18 protein-coding genes are annotated in these 17366 nt (G+C 34.9%); 16 read left to right on the plus strand and 2 right to left on the minus strand.

Going from position 1 to position 17366, the window contains the following annotated elements; translation table 11 throughout:
* Positions 1–88 precede the first annotated feature (88 nt).
* From AACL61_RS00025 to AACL61_RS00040, 4 genes are all read left to right on the plus strand, one after another.
* On the plus strand, positions 89–1918 hold the full coding sequence (locus tag AACL61_RS00025) for a cation:proton antiporter domain-containing protein (protein ID WP_102815961.1): 1830 nt from the start codon (positions 89–91) through the stop codon (positions 1916–1918).
* Between the two features lie 79 nt (positions 1919–1997).
* On the plus strand, positions 1998–2183 hold the full coding sequence (locus AACL61_RS00030) for a 2-hydroxymuconate tautomerase (RefSeq protein ID WP_191335146.1): 186 nt from the start codon (positions 1998–2000) through the stop codon (positions 2181–2183).
* 135 nt (positions 2184–2318) lie between these two features.
* Complete coding sequence (gene glpK, locus AACL61_RS00035; protein WP_339110777.1) at positions 2319–3821, plus strand: glycerol kinase GlpK; 1503 nt, start codon at positions 2319–2321, stop codon at positions 3819–3821.
* 46 nt (positions 3822–3867) lie between these two features.
* Positions 3868–4380, plus strand: coding sequence for a hypothetical protein (locus AACL61_RS00040; protein WP_339110778.1), 513 nt, complete (start codon positions 3868–3870; stop codon positions 4378–4380).
* Between the two features lie 24 nt (positions 4381–4404).
* On the opposite strand, the gene AACL61_RS00045 is transcribed toward AACL61_RS00040, so the two are convergent.
* Positions 4405–4641 carry a hypothetical protein gene (locus tag AACL61_RS00045; RefSeq protein WP_339110779.1) on the minus strand — a complete coding sequence of 79 codons (237 nt, stop codon included), beginning with the start codon at positions 4639–4641 and terminating at the stop codon, positions 4405–4407.
* A gap of 9 nt (positions 4642–4650) precedes the next feature.
* Positions 4651–5019, minus strand: coding sequence for a helix-turn-helix domain-containing protein (locus AACL61_RS00050; protein ID WP_339110780.1), 369 nt, complete (start codon positions 5017–5019; stop codon positions 4651–4653).
* A gap of 64 nt (positions 5020–5083) precedes the next feature.
* Between AACL61_RS00050 and AACL61_RS00055 the strand changes: the two genes are divergently transcribed.
* From AACL61_RS00055 to AACL61_RS00110, 12 genes are all read left to right on the plus strand, one after another.
* Complete coding sequence (locus AACL61_RS00055) at positions 5084–5359, plus strand: winged helix-turn-helix transcriptional regulator (RefSeq protein WP_339110781.1); 276 nt, start codon at positions 5084–5086, stop codon at positions 5357–5359.
* 396 nt (positions 5360–5755) lie between these two features.
* The gene (locus AACL61_RS00060; protein ID WP_339110782.1) at positions 5756–6757 is read left to right on the plus strand and encodes an LCP family protein; all 1002 of its coding nucleotides are present in this window, start codon (positions 5756–5758) and stop codon (positions 6755–6757) included.
* 19 nt (positions 6758–6776) lie between these two features.
* The gene (locus tag AACL61_RS00065; RefSeq protein ID WP_339110783.1) at positions 6777–7652 is read left to right on the plus strand and encodes a YveK family protein; all 876 of its coding nucleotides are present in this window, start codon (positions 6777–6779) and stop codon (positions 7650–7652) included.
* Between the two features lie 12 nt (positions 7653–7664).
* Positions 7665–8417 (plus strand): CpsD/CapB family tyrosine-protein kinase, encoded by a 753-nt coding sequence (locus AACL61_RS00070; protein ID WP_339110784.1) that lies wholly within the window; start codon positions 7665–7667, stop codon positions 8415–8417.
* A gap of 22 nt (positions 8418–8439) precedes the next feature.
* A complete protein-coding gene (locus AACL61_RS00075; protein ID WP_339110792.1) occupies positions 8440–9099 on the plus strand; it encodes a sugar transferase in 660 nt (219 codons plus the stop codon).
* A gap of 70 nt (positions 9100–9169) precedes the next feature.
* Positions 9170–10417, plus strand: coding sequence for an oligosaccharide flippase family protein (locus tag AACL61_RS00080; protein ID WP_339110785.1), 1248 nt, complete (start codon positions 9170–9172; stop codon positions 10415–10417).
* Positions 10410–11489: a glycosyltransferase gene (locus tag AACL61_RS00085; protein WP_339110786.1), complete on the plus strand. Its 1080-nt coding sequence runs from the start codon at positions 10410–10412 to the stop codon at positions 11487–11489. The genes AACL61_RS00080 and AACL61_RS00085 overlap by 8 nt, the downstream gene beginning before the upstream one ends.
* A 1-nt stretch (position 11490) precedes the next feature.
* Positions 11491–12645 carry an EpsG family protein gene (locus tag AACL61_RS00090; protein WP_339110787.1) on the plus strand — a complete coding sequence of 385 codons (1155 nt, stop codon included), beginning with the start codon at positions 11491–11493 and terminating at the stop codon, positions 12643–12645.
* A 262-nt stretch (positions 12646–12907) separates the two neighbouring features.
* Positions 12908–14002 (plus strand): glycosyltransferase, encoded by a 1095-nt coding sequence (locus tag AACL61_RS00095; RefSeq protein WP_339110788.1) that lies wholly within the window; start codon positions 12908–12910, stop codon positions 14000–14002.
* Positions 13989–14894 (plus strand): glycosyltransferase, encoded by a 906-nt coding sequence (locus AACL61_RS00100; protein WP_339110789.1) that lies wholly within the window; start codon positions 13989–13991, stop codon positions 14892–14894. The genes AACL61_RS00095 and AACL61_RS00100 overlap by 14 nt, the downstream gene beginning before the upstream one ends.
* A complete protein-coding gene (locus AACL61_RS00105) occupies positions 14888–15379 on the plus strand; it encodes an acyltransferase (protein WP_339110790.1) in 492 nt (163 codons plus the stop codon). The genes AACL61_RS00100 and AACL61_RS00105 overlap by 7 nt, the downstream gene beginning before the upstream one ends.
* 893 nt (positions 15380–16272) lie before the next feature.
* Positions 16273–17277, plus strand: a complete 1005-nt coding sequence (locus tag AACL61_RS00110) for a glycosyltransferase family 8 protein (protein ID WP_339110791.1) — start codon at positions 16273–16275, stop codon at positions 17275–17277.
* The last annotated feature ends 89 nt before the right edge of the window (positions 17278–17366 follow it).

Below are 17366 nucleotides of genomic sequence, written 5' to 3' on the forward strand. Positions count from 1 at the left end.
TATGAAAATCTTACACTAACGAATATTTTAATTTCAAGTTAAGAAGTATATAATATTGCTGTATAAAATAGGAAGGGAGAAAGAAAATATGCAACAATTATCACTGTTAATCGTTATGTTAGCGGCGTTAATTATTCCTATTATTATGGCGCGGTTTAAGGTTTCCTCAATTCCGACTGCCATTGCTGAAATTATTACGGGAATTATTCTTGGGAAAAGTTTTTTTAATATCGTCAACCCCAATTGGACATTGAATTTCTTGTCGTCGTTGGGGGTTATTATGTTAATGTTTTTGTCCGGGATGGAGATCAATTTTGACCTGTTCCGGAAAACACCCGGGAAGAAGCGTGATAGTAAGTCGCCGGTAATTATGGCTTCACAGGCATTTGGCCTCATTGTTATTTCTTCATTTGTGATTGCCTTAATTATTAGCCGTTTGCACTTATTTAGCGATATTTTGTTAGCGACAATTATTTTTTCAACCGTCGCACTCGGTGTTGTTATCGCAACGTTAAAAGAAAAGGACATTTTACAAAAACCAGTGGGCCAGACCCTCTTATTGACAGCGGTATTAGGGGAAGTGGTTCCGATGCTCGCATTGACCTTCTACGCATCGATCAATGGGGGCAATGCCAAGCGCCTGGGCTTAATTGTCTTTCTTTTTTTGGCAGCCTTTTTCCTCTTGTGGCGTTTTAAGCAACCGTTTATTTGGTTTAATAAAATTTCCAAATCAACCACTCAACTTGATATTCGGTTAGCTTTCTTTTTGATCTTTGCCTTAGTAACAATTGCCGAAACGGTGGGAGCAGAAAATATCCTCGGGGCCTTCTTAGCTGGGATGGTTATGAAACTGCTCGAACCAAGTGAAGCTACTGAAGACCGGTTAAACTCAATTGGCTATGGTTTCCTGATTCCGTTCTTCTTTATCATGACGGGTGACCGCCTTGACTTGAAGAATTTATTTGCTAACCACCAAGCGCTAGCCCTGATTCCGATTTTGGTCATCGGCTTTTTACTTGCTAAATTGCCAACCATGTTTATTTATCGGCGGCGTTTTAAGCCCCGTAATTCATTTGCCGGCAGCTTTTTAGTAGCGACAACGATTACCTTGGTATTACCAACCTTGCAAGTTGCGCGGAATTTGCATGCAATTACTGGTGCGCAATCCGATGCCTTTACATTGGCCGCCGTAATTGTCTGTATCATTGCGCCAATCGTCTTCAATTCAATGTATAAGCTTGAAAAATCTGATTTGATCAAGCAAAAGGTTAATTTTATCGGAACCAATACCTTAACTGTTCCGATTTCCCAACAATTATATAAGAACTGGTATGACGTGCGGATGGTTACAGATAATGAAAATAACTTCAAGACCTATAATAGTCAGGTGAAGCATTTAGAGTATCTCCCGACTCTTGACGCGGAGGCCCTGGAGCAGGGAGGCTACTTTGATTGTGATATTGTTGTTGTTGGGTTCTTAAATGATCATAAGTCAGCGCGTTTAGCTCAGATCGCCAAAGAACATGGGGTAAAACGGGTTATTGCCAGTCAAAATAATCCACGGCTAGACCCAAAAGATGTCAGCGCGCTTCGTGAAAAAGGGATTGAAATCTTTAATAGTTTCAATGTTCAAAGCAGTGTCCTGCGTGCCTTGATTGAATCACCATTGATCTTGCGGATGTTAACCGATACCGAAGCCGGACTATATGAAGCAACCGTCCTTAATTCACGTTATACTGGACGCGAACTCCATACATTGCCATTTGTTAATGACATTACGATTAGTCGGATTTTCCGGAAGCGCAAGCCAATCGACCCGCATGGTGATACGATTATCGAGTATGGTGATCATATCCTCTTTACGGGGGATCGGAAAGCAGCTGAAAGAGTTCGTGAGGCTTTACGTGGCGTTAATTAAAATATTTTTCGTTAATGTAATTGCCGGAAAAGCGCTCTTATGGTAAGATTTTAAATGAATTTAGAAGGAGGCACGGATTATGCCATTAGTTCATATTGACTTAATTGAAGGCCGGACCGATGAGCAATTAAAGGCTCTCGTAAAGGATGTTACAGCAGTAATTTCAAAGGATGCCAATGTTCCTGCCGAACGGGTGCATATCGTGTTGAATGAGATGCGCAAAGACCGCTATAGTGTAGCTGGTAAGATGGTCAGCGACAAGTAACAACAAGAGAGTCATCGGGGGAGGCAGTTCAGTCTTTGCACGGTGGCTTTTTTGTATGATCTAAAATCCATCAAGTTTCTTCCTATTATATTAGGTAGAAACTGCTCGCAATTAGCAGCGAAAGGATGAATATAATTGAGTGAACAACAATATATCATGGCGATTGACCAAGGAACGACGAGCTCACGGGCGATTATTTTTGACCATGACGGAAATAAAGTTGCGATCAGTCAACAGGAATTTCCCCAATACTTCCCGCAACCAGGGTGGGTCGAACATGATCCGCTAGAGATTTGGGATAGCGTTCAGTCGGTGATTTCAAACGTAATGATTAAGTCCCAGATCAAACCCTATAAGATTGCGGCGATTGGGATTACTAACCAACGGGAAACGACGGTTATTTGGGATCGCCATACCGGTAAGCCGATTTATAACGCAATTGTCTGGCAATCAAAGCAAACGAGCGATATTGCTGAACAATTGATTAAAGATGGTTATAAGGATATGATCCATAAGAAGACCGGCTTAGTGATTGATTCATATTTTGCGGCCACCAAGATCAAGTGGATTCTTGACCATGTCCCTGGTGCCCGGGAAAAAGCGTCGAAGGGTGACTTAATGTTCGGGACCATCGATACTTGGCTACTATGGAATTTATCAGGACGGCGGGTCCACGCAACGGATGTGACTAACGCTAGCCGGACGATGCTTTTTAATATCCATACCCTCGAGTGGGATCAAGATATCCTTGACTTGCTTGAGATTCCGCAGTCGCTTCTGCCAGAAGTAAAGCCAAGTTCAGCAATCTACGGTTATACCGGTGATTACCACTTCTATGGGGTGCAGATTCCAATTGCCGGGATTGCGGGTGACCAGCAAGCAGCCCTCTTTGGTCAAGCAGCCTATGATAAAGGTTCAATCAAGAACACCTATGGGACTGGAGCCTTCATCGTCATGAATACGGGACTAAAACCCACGCTTTCGGATAACGGCTTGTTGACGACGATTGCGTACGGCCTGGACGGGCAAACCCATTACGCGCTGGAAGGAAGTATCTTTGTGGCCGGTTCTGCCGTTCAATGGTTGCGGGATGGTCTCAAGATGTTTGATAAAGCAAGCGAGTCAGAACAAATGGCTGTCGATGCCAAGACAACTGGCGGCGTTTATGTCGTCCCCGCCTTTACAGGATTGGGCGCACCGTACTGGGATCAAGAAGTGCGGGGCGCAATGTTTGGTCTTACCCGGGGAACTGAACGGGGACACATCATCCGTGCAACCTTGGAAGCCATTGCCTACCAGACCAAAGATGTTGTTGATACGATGGTTAAGGATACCCAGTTACCATTAACAGCACTGACGGTTAATGGGGGAGCATCACGGAACAACTTTATGATGCAGTTCCAGGCCGATATCTTACAAACGCCAATCAAGCGGGCAGCAATGGAAGAAACAACCGCCCTGGGAGCAGCCTTCCTTGCTGGCTTAGCCGTTGATTTCTGGGAAGACCAGGATGAGTTACGAAAGCTATCGCGGATTGGCGACCAGTTTGATCCACAGATGGATCCGCAAGAGGCAGCTGACTTGTATCGGGGATGGCAACGGGCCATTGCAGCTGCGCAGTTTTATGGGAAAGATTAACTAAAAAACCACCGATCACCATTCAACAAACTAATGTAAAAGGAAAATGAGAGAAATGAAAATGAAAACACCGGTTCAGATGACTGATGATTTGGCACGCTTTATTAAGGAAACCCGGGAAGACGCGGCTTATCCTCATGAATCACTCTATGTTGATTTGTTAGAACAGTGGAAAGTTTTAAGTCGTTATCAGTTAGCATACGCTGATAAGGAAAGTAAACGCCTTTATAATGCCTACTGGAACTCCATGGCACGGTGGTATGAGGTTTTTAATAACGAACGAGATAACTTGTTAGAACCAGCCGCTTTGCCAAGCGATGAGTTAATGGACTTCTATGCTGGTTTGATTGAAGACCTCATGGATCACGTCCTTAGTCTGGTACCACCATCGCCCCATTTGACGATTATTAAATTAACTGACTTCCGGGTTTTGTTGAGTAACGAGTTACAAAAAATTACCCAACTTGACCTCGAGATTCAAGGTCCGATTGACTTTGCAATGATTATGGATTATTGGAAGATGTTAGGGGAAAGCTTGGATCGGGAAAGCATCAAGTAAGAGAATAAAAACAGGCCTGTTTTTTTAGTTAATCCAATCTTTTAAATACTCAATCAATACCTTTGTGTCCTCTTTTGTCAGTGCAAAAGTATTATCATGGCTGATATTATCAAAATCAATATTTGACACCAGCATTTGCAGCTTAGACTCATCAGCGTTCTGATAAATGCTAAGCTCATTAACGCACTCATCATCGCGATCTTCGCCATCATACTTAATATGGAGCCACTTAGCTTGGCGGTCAATTTCATGTTTTTCCACATTCTCACCTCAAAACTCTCCTTTCATTTTAGCACGAAGCTGGTGGGCACGGGTAATCACTCCTCGTCGCCATTGTGAAACGGCTGCCCGACTGACCCGGTACTCATCCGCAATCTGCCGGTCACTCAAATGGTGGTTGAGTTTGGCAATCAAATACCGTTGTTGAACGCGGGGACAGTGGTGGTAGAGGTAGTTAAGAAAGTCGCTATTTTCCAAGTGAGCAAATGGGGCGGTCGCTGAATGGTCAATGATTGTCTTGCCGTAGTCATGATCATCTTCTTCGCTGTCGAGGATGTAATTAAAGAGGAAACTTTCGAGTTGCTGCCGCCGTAACCGGTCCAGCAAACGCCACCGCATCCGTTGGTAAGCAAAGCACATCAAGTCCCGTTCGTTTTCGACTTCCTCTTTCTCCTGTAAGAAATCAGCTGAGGGATTACATCAATTGCTACCAGATTTAACAGATGTTGCTCTTAAGGAAGAAATAACATCCTTGCAGAACTTGCGAATTGTTAATCCAGTTGTTGATGAAGAAAACAATTATTCATTGACCGATGATGGGAATGACTTACGTAACATGGTCCTAACCATGAGTGTCTGGGGTCGGCAACAAATGGATGACTCTGCTAACCGAGCTTCCACGCAGATTGTTGAGCCGGAAAAAGATGCCAGTATGTCAGAGCTGATTAAGTATAATGAGAAGCTTAATGAATATATTTAACGAACTGTGAGCGCCTAAGGAAAGTTTTCTGGGCGCTTTTTTATTAGGCAAAACAACCAAATTTGAATTTGTAACTATAAAATGAAATAAACAGGTGATTAACGATCAGAATTCGCTATTTACCCGTTAAAACGCTGATATAATCACAAGGAAAGCGAGAAGGAACTTGATGATTTGACGAAAGTGTGAAAAAGTTATGAAATTCGTCCTTGACTATCCGTGTTACATTCTTAATAATGTATATAAGTAATTATAAATTTGATTGACTGACAACTGATATTAAAAAAGTTCGTAACTCGTTATTTACCATTGTTAGTGTAGGTTTCCGGTAATGTAACTTGTTGCACTAGTGGATTTTTTAATTACGGCGTTAGTCAAAAATGGGAGAAATTTTTTATGTCAGACGAAAATAATCGACCCTTGAATAATAATGATGATGGTATGCAACAACCGGAACATCACCATCACCACCACAGACATCATCGACGTCACCGGGGATGGAAGATCTTTTGGTCAGTTGTAGGGGTATTAGTCCTAGTCGCCCTGTTCTTTGCGGGAATGGCATGGCACAACCTAAAATCAACGACCGATGATATGTATAGTAGCGCGGGTGCTACCAAGTCACGGGATGCGCAAAAGGTCCTTGACCAAAAGAAGCCGGTCTCAATCCTCCTCTTAGGGACTGATACCGGGGCGCTTGGTCGGGACTATAAGGGTCGGACGGATACGATCATGGTAATGACTTTAAATCCAAAGACGAAGACGACCACGATTATTAGTCTTCCTCGGGATATGAAGGTTAACTTACCGGGTTATCCGCAATATTCACCAGCAAAGATCAATGCTGCTTATACCTATGGGGGAGTCAAGGAATCGATTAATACGATCCAAGACCACTTCAATATCCCAATTGACTACTATGTGTTAGTTAACATGGGTGGTTTGGAAAAGGCAATCAACCAAGTCGGTGGAGTTGATGTAAAGTCCCCATTGACGTTTAACTATGCAGGCTATCACTTTGAAAAGGGGGTAACTTATCATATGAATGGGTACAAGGCCCTTCAATTCAGTCGGATGCGGTATGACGATCCAGAGGGTGATTATGGTCGACAACAACGGCAACGGTTAGTAATCACTGCTTTGCTTAAGAAGTCTATTTCATATAAGACGGTTCTTAACCGATCATTCTTACGGTCAGTATCTGATAGTTCACAAACCGATTTGACTTTCAATGATATGGTGCAGTTAGCGCAAAGCTATCGTGATACGAACGAACACATCGTTCAAGACCACGCGCAAGGGCGAGGGCAAAATGAAGATGGTCAAGCCTTTGAAGTGGTACCAACGAGTGAACAACAACGGATCACTAACTTGTTGCAAAATAGTCTGAAAAATTAATACATGAGGAGTAGAAGTCGTGAATAGTTCACAACAAACAGCGAATAATACAATTGATTTGCATCGGTTAATGATGCTCTGTCGTAAACATATTAAGATGCTAATTATCTGGACATTACTAGCCGGAGTACTGGGGTATGTCGTGGCTCAGTTCGTCGTGGTACCAAAATATACAGCAACGACAGAAATCTTGGTTAACCAAAAGCATGAAAATAACGATAATGGGCAAGCTTATAATAATCAGCAAGCTGATATCCAAATGATCAACACCTATAAGGACATTATCACTAACCAAGTGATTTTGAGTAAGGCAAGTAAGCAACTTAAGAATCCAGTGAAGGTTATTAAGCCAGCAGAAAAGGCCGTTTATCGAACAAATGCAGATGGCACGCGGCGATTGATCAAAGAAGCACAACCAGCAGTAATTGAACGTGGTGGTAAGAGCTATAATCTTTCAACTGACGAATTAAAGAAGGCTATCAGTGTACAAACCCAACAAAATTCACAGGTCTTCTCTCTCCAAGTTAAAACTGATGATCCACAAGAATCAGCAGTCGTTGCTAATACTGTTGCTAATGTCTTTAAACAACAAATCAAGAAGATTATGAGCGTGAACAATGTAACCATCGTTTCACGAGCAAGCACGCCAGATGAACCATCATTTCCTAATAAGAAATTATTCGCCTTAGCGGGTGCTGTATTAGGTTTGATTCTCAGTTTCTTATACATCCTGCTCGGCGACTTAATGGATACCAGTGTGCATGATGATGATTACCTGACTAATGAGCTAGGCTTAACTAATCTAGGCCACGTGAACCATATTGAAATGAGTCGAGACTTTAAAGTTAATAATCAAATAAGTCGGCGCCAAAATAACGGTAATCGCCGGGTTTAAGGGGGAGAGAGTATGTCATTATTTCATCGAACACAACAACAATCAACGGATACCATGGATAATGGTGCAAAATTAATTACCGTTGCTCATCCGAAGAGCCCAATTTCCGAACAATTCCGAACAATTCGGACCAATATTAATTTTATGGCAATCGATAAGCCGATTAAGACTTTAGCAATGACCTCTGCCAATGTAAGTGAAGGTAAGTCTACGGTTACAGATAATGTCGCCGTTGTTTGGGCACAAACAGGCCAAAGAGTATTATTGATTGATTCAGATTTGCGGCGCCCAACTCTTCACGCAACATTTAGCAAGAGTAATCAACATGGGTTAACAACAATCTTAACTAGCGGAACAAACTCAGTGGATTTACGAGAAATTATTCAGTCCAGTGGAGTAGAGAATCTCGACATTTTAACAGCGGGCCCCATTCCACCTAATCCAGCGGAATTGTTGAACTCACAGCGGATGAAAACATTGCTAGATACGGTTAAGGGGATTTATGATATGGTCATTGTAGATGTACCACCAATGTTGGAAGTTACTGATACGCAAATCCTTTCACGTCACCTAGATGCGGTTGTCTTAGTTGTAAAGCAAGGACAAACACAAAAGTTAGCCGTTAAGCGGGCAGTTGAATTATTAAACTTAGCACACGCTAATTTGTTAGGTTATGTAATGAATGATGTAAATGCTGAAGGTGATGCTGCTTATGGTTATGGCTACGGTTATGGCTACGGTTATGAGGAAGAAACGAATAAATAAAATATTAAAAAATAATGGGGGGATGAATTTGTTGGAAAGTAAAGCTACTTTACTTAATCAAGATAAAATAAAATCGCGTTTTATTTATCACGGTATGAAACGTTTTTTTGATATCGTAGCTGCTACGTGTGGAATAGTAATCTTAAGTCCTCTGATGGTACTTATTGCTGTTTTGATAAAAGCTGAAGATCACGGTCCCATTTTTTACAAACAAATAAGAGTAGGAAAAAATGGTAAGGAATTTAAGATGTATAAATTTCGCTCAATGTTTGTGAATGCAGATAAAATGTTGGACAAATTAAAAGAGCAAAATGATGTAGATGGTCCAATGTTTAAAATGAAAAAGGATCCACGAGTTACCAAAATAGGGCATTTTATTCGTAAACATAGTTTGGATGAATTACCACAATTCTTAAATGTTCTGAGGGGAGACATGAGTTTAGTTGGGCCACGTCCACCACTACCTTCAGAAGTAGCAGAATATAGTGAGTATGATAAACAACGTTTGTTTGTTATACCTGGTTGTACTGGACTATGGCAAGCAACAGAACGTAATGAGGTTGGCTTTAATAGAATGGTAGAATTAGATATTGAATATATAAAAAAGGCAAGTATTGCCTATGACCTTTTGATTATTTTTAAGACAATAGGCATCGTCTTGAAACCGAATAGTTCCTATTAAAAACTTTATAAATAAAAAAGCCATAAGGTAAAAGCTTTGTGGCTTTTATTTAAGGAGTCAATTATTTTAAATGAAAAAGGGAAAAGTAGTACAGAATACTATCATGTTATATATAATGAATATAGCACAATTAGTATTACCACTAATAACTTTACCATATCTTACAAGAGTTTTATCTGTTAGTAATTATGGTGTTGTTAATTATGTTAAATCCATAATGTTTTATATGCAGATAATTGTTGAATTTGGTTTTTTACTTTCGGCAACAAAAGATATAGTTAAGGCTAAAAATAATAAGGAAATAGGCTGGATCGTTGGAAATGTAACAATTGCAAAACTAATTCTGTCATGCTTTTCATTTGTTGCACTTCTTTTATTTTCTATCTTTATTCCAATACTAAGAGATAATCTATTGTTTACTTTTTTATCCTTCATACCAGTATTCCTAACAATATTTTTATTTGATTATTTATTTAGAGGCATAGAGGAAATGCAGGTTATAACAACTAGATACCTTATTATGAAAAGTATCTCAACTGTACTAACCTTCTTTGTAGTTAAGGGAGATAGTACAATGTTATATATTCCTATTTTAGATACATTAGGGAGTTTAGTTGCAGTTTTTTTCGTAATTAAAGAGTTTAAAAAATATAACATTCATATCTCTTGGGGAAAATTTAGTGATATTTGGCAGACTTTAAATAGTTCTTTTTTATATTTTGTTTCGAGTATGGCATCAACTGCTTTTGGTGCGTTTAACACGTTATTAGTGGGAATTTTACTTTCTCCAAGAGATGTTGCTTTCTGGAGCTTAGTAATGCAGATGATTGGTGCTGTACAGGCATTATACACGCCAATTAATAATGGTATATACCCTGAAATGGTTCGAAGTAAGGACTTCAGAATGATAGAGAAAGTTATGCTGATTTTTATGCCGATTGTAACCTTAGGGTGTTTATTTACATATTTCTTCGCTCCATTAATACTAATAATTATTGGTGGAAAAAAATATCTAGCTATGACTTTTTTAGTCCGTGATATAATACCATTGCTGTTTATTAGTTTTCCCTCAATGCTTTTTGGATGGCCAGTTTTAGGTGCAATAGAAAAAATTAAAGAGACAACGTTTACTACTGTATTAACCTCTATAGTCCAAATTTTAGGATTATTTGGATTAATCTTAATACATAAGTTTAGTTTAACAAGTATTGCTTTATTAAGAGATTTCACCGAAGCTATTTTACTCTTGAGTAGATTATATTTCTGTTATAAATTTAGATATTGTTTTATTAATAAACGGAGGAAGAGTAATGACTAAGGTTTTACATTTTTCACTTACAAATAATATTGGTGGGATCGAATCTTTACTACTAAGAGTTTCAAATGAAATAAAAAATAATAAGAATCTTAAATTTGAATTTGTTACTTATAATAAGAACAGATTAAAATATGAATCTGCTTTAGAAAATAATGGATTTAAGATTCATCATCTTTCGTCAAATCAAATAGTTGCTAATAGAGAATTGAAAAAAATTTTTGCTAGTAATAAGTATGATTATATTCATTTTCATAAAAATTCATTGATAAACATAATGCCTATTTTGATAGCTTATAAAAAAACTTCAGCTGAGATAATAGTGCATTCTCATAATACAGCTCCCACCATGGATACTAATGGTTTAAAATTTTTACATTATATAAACAGAAAGATCATCAATTATATGCAAATTAAAAGAGTAGCATGTTCAAAAAATGCTGCTAATTGGATGTTTGGGGAGAAAAAATGTCAGATTATTCCAAATGGTATTGATTTAAATTCTTATTTATTTAATTTTGATAAAAGACGTAAATTAAGAGAAAAGTATAATTTCAAAAGCGATGATATAGTTCTTGGAACTGTAGGAAGAATGGAAAAACAAAAGAATCAAGAATTCTTACTACATGTTCTAAAGAATTTATTAAATTATAGTAATAAATATAAACTTATTCTTATAGGATCTGGGTCTTTAAGAAATAAATTAGAAGTACAAGCAAAAAAGTTGAAAGTAATTAAGAATGTTAGATTTATGGGAGCTAGAAATGATATTCCTAATATGCTTTTGATAATGGATGCTTTCTTAATGCCATCATTACATGAGGGATTACCGATAGCTGGTATTGAAGCTATTGCTTCAGGTTTACCACTAATGGTTTCTAATAATGTTACGGATGAACTAAATATTACTGGTGCAGTTAAATACTTCCCTATAGATTCTTCACAAACATGGTCAGACTTTATACTAAATCATAATTTCTCAAGAGATTTCACAACAATAAAAAAGTTAAAAAACAACTCTTATGATATTAGTGACACTATAAGAACGTTCAAAAATTTATATAAAGGAGAATAAGATGTCTATTTATTTAATCTCTTTTTTTTCTTCAACTCTATTTATTTATATGGGTGAAAGATTTTATTCTAATAAAAATAGTGATACTGTTATTAATACCATAAAAAAAATAATATGTTTTTTAATCATTTTAATTGCGTTGTTGATACCTAGTATAGTTGCAGGACTAAGAGACTACAGTATTGGGACTGATGTTTTAGTATATGGTAACTTTTGGTTTAATAAGAGTTTCTTTAATGACTTTAGTACTTACACTAAATGGGCTACAAGTAGTTCAATTGGTTATCTTTATGCTACTTTTAATTATTTGATTTCAAGATTTACAATTAATCCTCACTGGTTTTATTTCTATTATAATTTTGCAGAAAATATAATTGTATATGTAGCAATTAAAAGGAATAAGGACATTTTGAATATACCATTTGCAATGTTAGTTTATTATTTTCTCTTCTATAACTTGTTCCTAAACATATTACGCCAGGGTATGGCATTGGCCTTAATTCTTTTAAGTGTTAGCTATATTAGAAATAATCAAAATGTTAAGTATTTTATTTGCTTGTTTATTGCTTATTTATTTCATAGTACCGCCTTTATAGGAATTAGTCTGTGGTTAATTTCCTATGTGCTAAAACTAAAATTTGAAAGTATCGTTATAAGAAGAAACTTTTTAATAATTGTGGGTATTCTTTTTTCTTTCTTTCTCATACCTTTTGTTAATCTTTTTAATAATATGGGTATAATTGGCGATAGGTATGCAGCGTATGTTGGAAACAATAATGTTGGTGGAGGATTTTATCAACATTTAATAATGTTTTGTTTGCCTACATTGATTCTTTATTTATGGTCAGTTGCTAAAAAAAATATGATTAGTCAAAATTATATCTATAATTTTTTCTATACTGTTGTAATAATGGCTACTGTTCTAGGATTCTTAACCTTGCGTTTCACATACTTAAACAGATTGGTTGAATATTTTGATATTATTTTTATCTTAGCTATTCCGTACATTGTAAAAAACGGTACCTTTAGGGTATCAGTAAATAATCAAAATATTTTAAGTAGTTTGCTAATTGTTTATTTATTCATATATTGGGTTGTAATATTTGTGATTATGAATTCGGGAGAGACTGTACCATATCTATTTATGCAATACTAATAAATTATCCGGAAGAGTAGAGAGTAAGGTCGTATGTAATAGAATTTTAAATCAAAATATGTACAGTATTGTGGATAACGTATTCTTGTCTTAAATTTGTTTTAGCTCTTTTTATAAATTAGATTTAGCAGGAGAAGTGTAATATTTTTAAGTAATGTATAAAATTACTAATTTTTACGATCAATTAAATTCGGCTTGTAGTTTTAAATTTGGCTATTAGTCTAATATGCATTAGAAAATAGACGAAAGGGACGCTTATATAATGACGAAAAAAACAAAAATGGCTATTTTTTTAGTAGGCCTGTCAGGTGGAGCTGGTAAAGTAGTAGTAAATTATTTTAGAAATATGCCCGACAATTATCAAATAGATATTGTTACAATGCATGTTGAGTCAAAAAAGTTATTAAAGCAATATAGTGAGCTTGGGATGAATGTGATAAAAATCCCTTCAAAAAAAGATTCTTTTTTTTCTAATTTATATTCAATGTATAAAATTTTAAAAAAGGGTCACTATGATGTTGCATATGCACATATGACATTAACAAACTTTTTTCCGTTATATATTGCAAAATTATGTAATGTTAAGCTACGAATAAGTCATTCCCATTTAGCTCCACAACGAAAAAGTTTTTTTGAAAAAGTATTGGCATTGCTTACAAATGAGGTGTTAACGGATCGAATAGCATGTGGGAAGAATGCCGGTGAATTTTTATATGGGAAAAGAAAATTTAAAATATTACCTAATGCTGTTGATTTAGATAAATTTAAATTTAATAGAGATATCCGCTCTAAACTTAGGGATAACTTACAAATTCCTGAAGATGGTTTTGTAATTGGGCATGTTGGAAGATTCGATAAGCAAAAAAATCATTCCTTTATTATCAAATTATTTAAAGAGGTGATTAAAAAACAAAAAAATGCATTTTTGGTTTTAATTGGTGAGGGACACTTAAGAGCGGATATTGAAAAGCAAGTTGAAAGGTATGGTTTGAATAATAGAGTAAAGTTTATTGGACAAATTGATAATGTTTATGATTATTTGAATGTTTTTGATACTTTTATTCTACCTTCGTTATTTGAGGGATTAAGTGTATCTGCAATTGAAGCACAGGCCAATGGATTACCCTGTATTTTTTCAACAACTGTTTCTAAGGAGACAGCTATTACTAAAAATGCGTATTTTATTGATTTGAATGATGAGAATCAATGGGTGAATAAACTGTTAAAAGTCAAGAGAGTTAATAATAAAATAATAAAAGAGCAAATAACAAATAAAGGATACGAGATTAAAAATGAGGCTAGCAAATTTAATGATTGGCTTGAGAAAAGAGTGAGACAAGTTAATGGACTTAGTTAGTGTCTTAATGAGTGTTTATTCAGAATCGGTTTCTGAGCTTGAAGAATCAGTAAGTTCAATCTTGAATCAAACATACAGTTCTATTGAATTTATAATTGTGGTAGATAATCCTCAAAATATAAAAGCAATAGACTATTTAAGAAAATGTCAAGATTTTGATAAAAGAGTTAAAATTTTTATAAACAAAAACAATAGAGGATTAGTTTATAGTTTAAATAAAGGGATTAAGCTTTGCACAGGTAAGTATATTGCTAGAATGGACGCTGATGATGTAGCTCTAAAATATAGAATTGAAAAAGAATTAGGTTATTTAAAAAAAAATAATCTAGCATTAGTTTCTTCTAACTATCTAATAATTGATCAAAATGGGACCCAGATTGGTCAAAGCAGCTTTCCTCAAGGGAAAAATAAGATTAAGAAATTGTTAAGGAAAGAAAATTGCATGGGGCACCCAACTTGGTTAGTGAAAAAAGTTGTTTTTGATAAGTTAGGGGGATATAGAGATATAGATACATGTGAGGATTATGATTTTTTGATTAGAATGTCAATTAATAGATTTGATTTCGACAATATTAAAGAACCATTAATTAGGTATCGTTTTAATGTTGATAGTATATCTAGAAAGAAAAAATATAGGCAAAAAATAATATCGCAAATTTTGGCTAAGAACTATAGGCTGAATAAGGTGACAGACGTAAGACTATTAAATTTATATTTAAAATCAAATGAATATAAAAGTGATTTGAATATTCAAAAAGAATTGAATGATTTAAAAAATATATTCTTAAGTTCTAAAAGAATATATAGGATGAAATATTTATATAGGATACTTAGGCTGAAAATAAAAAAATATAATAGAATTAATAGCTTAATTAGGAATGGTTTATGTTAATAAAAAAGTTTTTTGAGTTTTTTTTAATTAGTACAAAAAAATTAATCTTAAAGATTAGATATGGAAGTAGAATTCTTATAGGTAAAGGATCATATTGGCGTTCAAGTTTACATATAAGAATTGAAAGAGATGGTAAGTTAGTTATCGGTAAAAAATGTTTTTTTAATAATTATTGTTCAATAAATTGTCAAAATTATATAGAAATCGGAAATAATACGATTATTGGAGAGAATGTTAAATTTTATGATCATAATCATAAATTTAATAGAAAAGACCTAATAATTAATCAGGGCTTTAGTACTGGAAAAATAATTATTGGTGAGAATTGTTGGATAGGTAGTAATGTAATTTTGTTAAAGGGTGCAACAATTGGTGATAACTGTGTTATTGCAGCTGGTTCAATCATTTCATCCTCTATACCAAGTGACTCAATAGTTAAAAGAAATACGAATTTTTATGTCGAGAAGATTCAATATAAAAATTAATAATCGCCGTTTAAAAAATCAAATTAAAGCTGGTTGGACCCAACTACTATCATTGGTCATAGGTAAGTTTCAATTAGTTATGGTATGTCGAATCCATTATCGAATGTTCGCACAAGATCAGTATCGTTTTAGTATTCATGATTTACCAATGAAAGGTGGATGACATTTCCAAGACTATATTGAACGGCGTGGAGAAGCAAGTCATTTTAGTCATAGTGTTTATTAACGATATCATGATTTTCCTCATACTGACATGAATTTATATACTTTGAGGCTGCTAAAGTTCACCACGGAGCGACAGTGAACTCTAGCAGAGCTTAATATTCATCACAAAACAGACGGAATTATTAGTTTGATCAAAGGCTCGTTAAAATAATATGTCACTTTATTAAGTCAATTACTTTTGACAATGGTAAAGGGTTTGGCGAGAAATAGCTGATAAGCATGATCTCTATACCTATTTTGCAGAAATGGATGGTCTTAATCAACGAAGGTAAAACGAAACTAATAATGGCATTTTACGTTGTTATGATCTTAGTGAAGAGCTAGATCTTTTGCTACTTACTTGATAATATAGTCAACTAATTTATGCATCGTTGCAACGATACCACGAAAATCTTTTAATTACCGTACTCCACTAGAAGAATTCTTGAATCACATTACAGAAAAACAACTTTCAACTTTTTCTAATTTAAATTGATATTTCTGGAATAGAAATAAAAGTTGATTCAAGAACGTCGAAATTAGATTTAATCATTTATTAATAACTCTTGACTTATATGTATTGTTAATCTAGTTTATTTTTCTACTTACTAAATTTGTTGACTTTATCTCTATAAGAGCTATTTAATGTCTTTATTATTTTAAAATTTAAATATTTGAGGAGAAATTATATGTCTACTAACTACAATGTCGTGTATGCCGCTGATAATAATTTCGCATCTGTTTTAGGTACATCTATATATTCATTGTTTGATAATAATCGTGATGCAGAAAAAATAAATGTTTTTATTCTTGATGGCGGAATTAATGAATCTAACAAAAGAAAAATTATAAATATTGAAAATCAATATAGAAATTCGAACATTGTATGGATAAAAGTTGAATCGATCTCCAGTAATCTAGGAATAGATGTACATAATGATAGGGGATCACTTAGCCAGTACTCTCGGTTATTTATTGGAAGCTTAGTTAATAAGAATGTTAATAGAATTTTGTATTTAGATTGTGATACACTTATTGTTTCTTCAATTAATAAGCTATGGAATCTGGATTTAAAAGGAAACACTATTTCAGCATTGAAAGATGCTTTTAGCAAATACTATCGAAAAAATATTGGTCTGTCTAACAATGATATTATGTTTAATTCAGGTGTTATGCTTATTGATTTAGAAGCTTGGAGAAACCAAAATATAGAAAAAAAAGCATTGTCATTTATTCTTAAGAAAAACGGAAAAATTCAACAAGGAGATCAAGGAGTTCTCAACTCTATTCTAAGTAAAAAAACACTACCGTTAGATCCTAAATATAATCTTGTTTCAATTTTCTATGAACTAACTTTTAATGAAATTAGATTATATAGAGCTCCTTATAATTTTTATGATGAGAAAGCAATCAATGACGCAAAAAAGAAGCCTGTTATTATTCATTATACTAGTAGCTTTTATTCAATAAGGCCTTGGTTTGTAGAGAGCAATCATCCAATAACAAATGTATGGCTTAGTTATTATAGAAGAACACCATGGAAAAATACTGATTTAAATCATGAACTTAATAAGAGCAAAAAAATAATCATAAAATTATTTAACTTGAATATGAAAAAGCCCTTGTTATTGTGTGCTGGAATTTTTCAAAAATACTTGAGACCCTTAAAAAATAGATTTGGATGTAGTAAATAATAAATTCTGCTTCATGAATTTATGCAGATAATATGAAAAGTTAAGTCATGTGGTAATAAGTCAAGATGTAATTATCACTGACTAGCTTG

Source organism: Limosilactobacillus reuteri subsp. porcinus, from assembly GCF_036621895.1.
Taxonomy (GTDB): domain Bacteria; phylum Bacillota; class Bacilli; order Lactobacillales; family Lactobacillaceae; genus Limosilactobacillus; species Limosilactobacillus reuteri_J.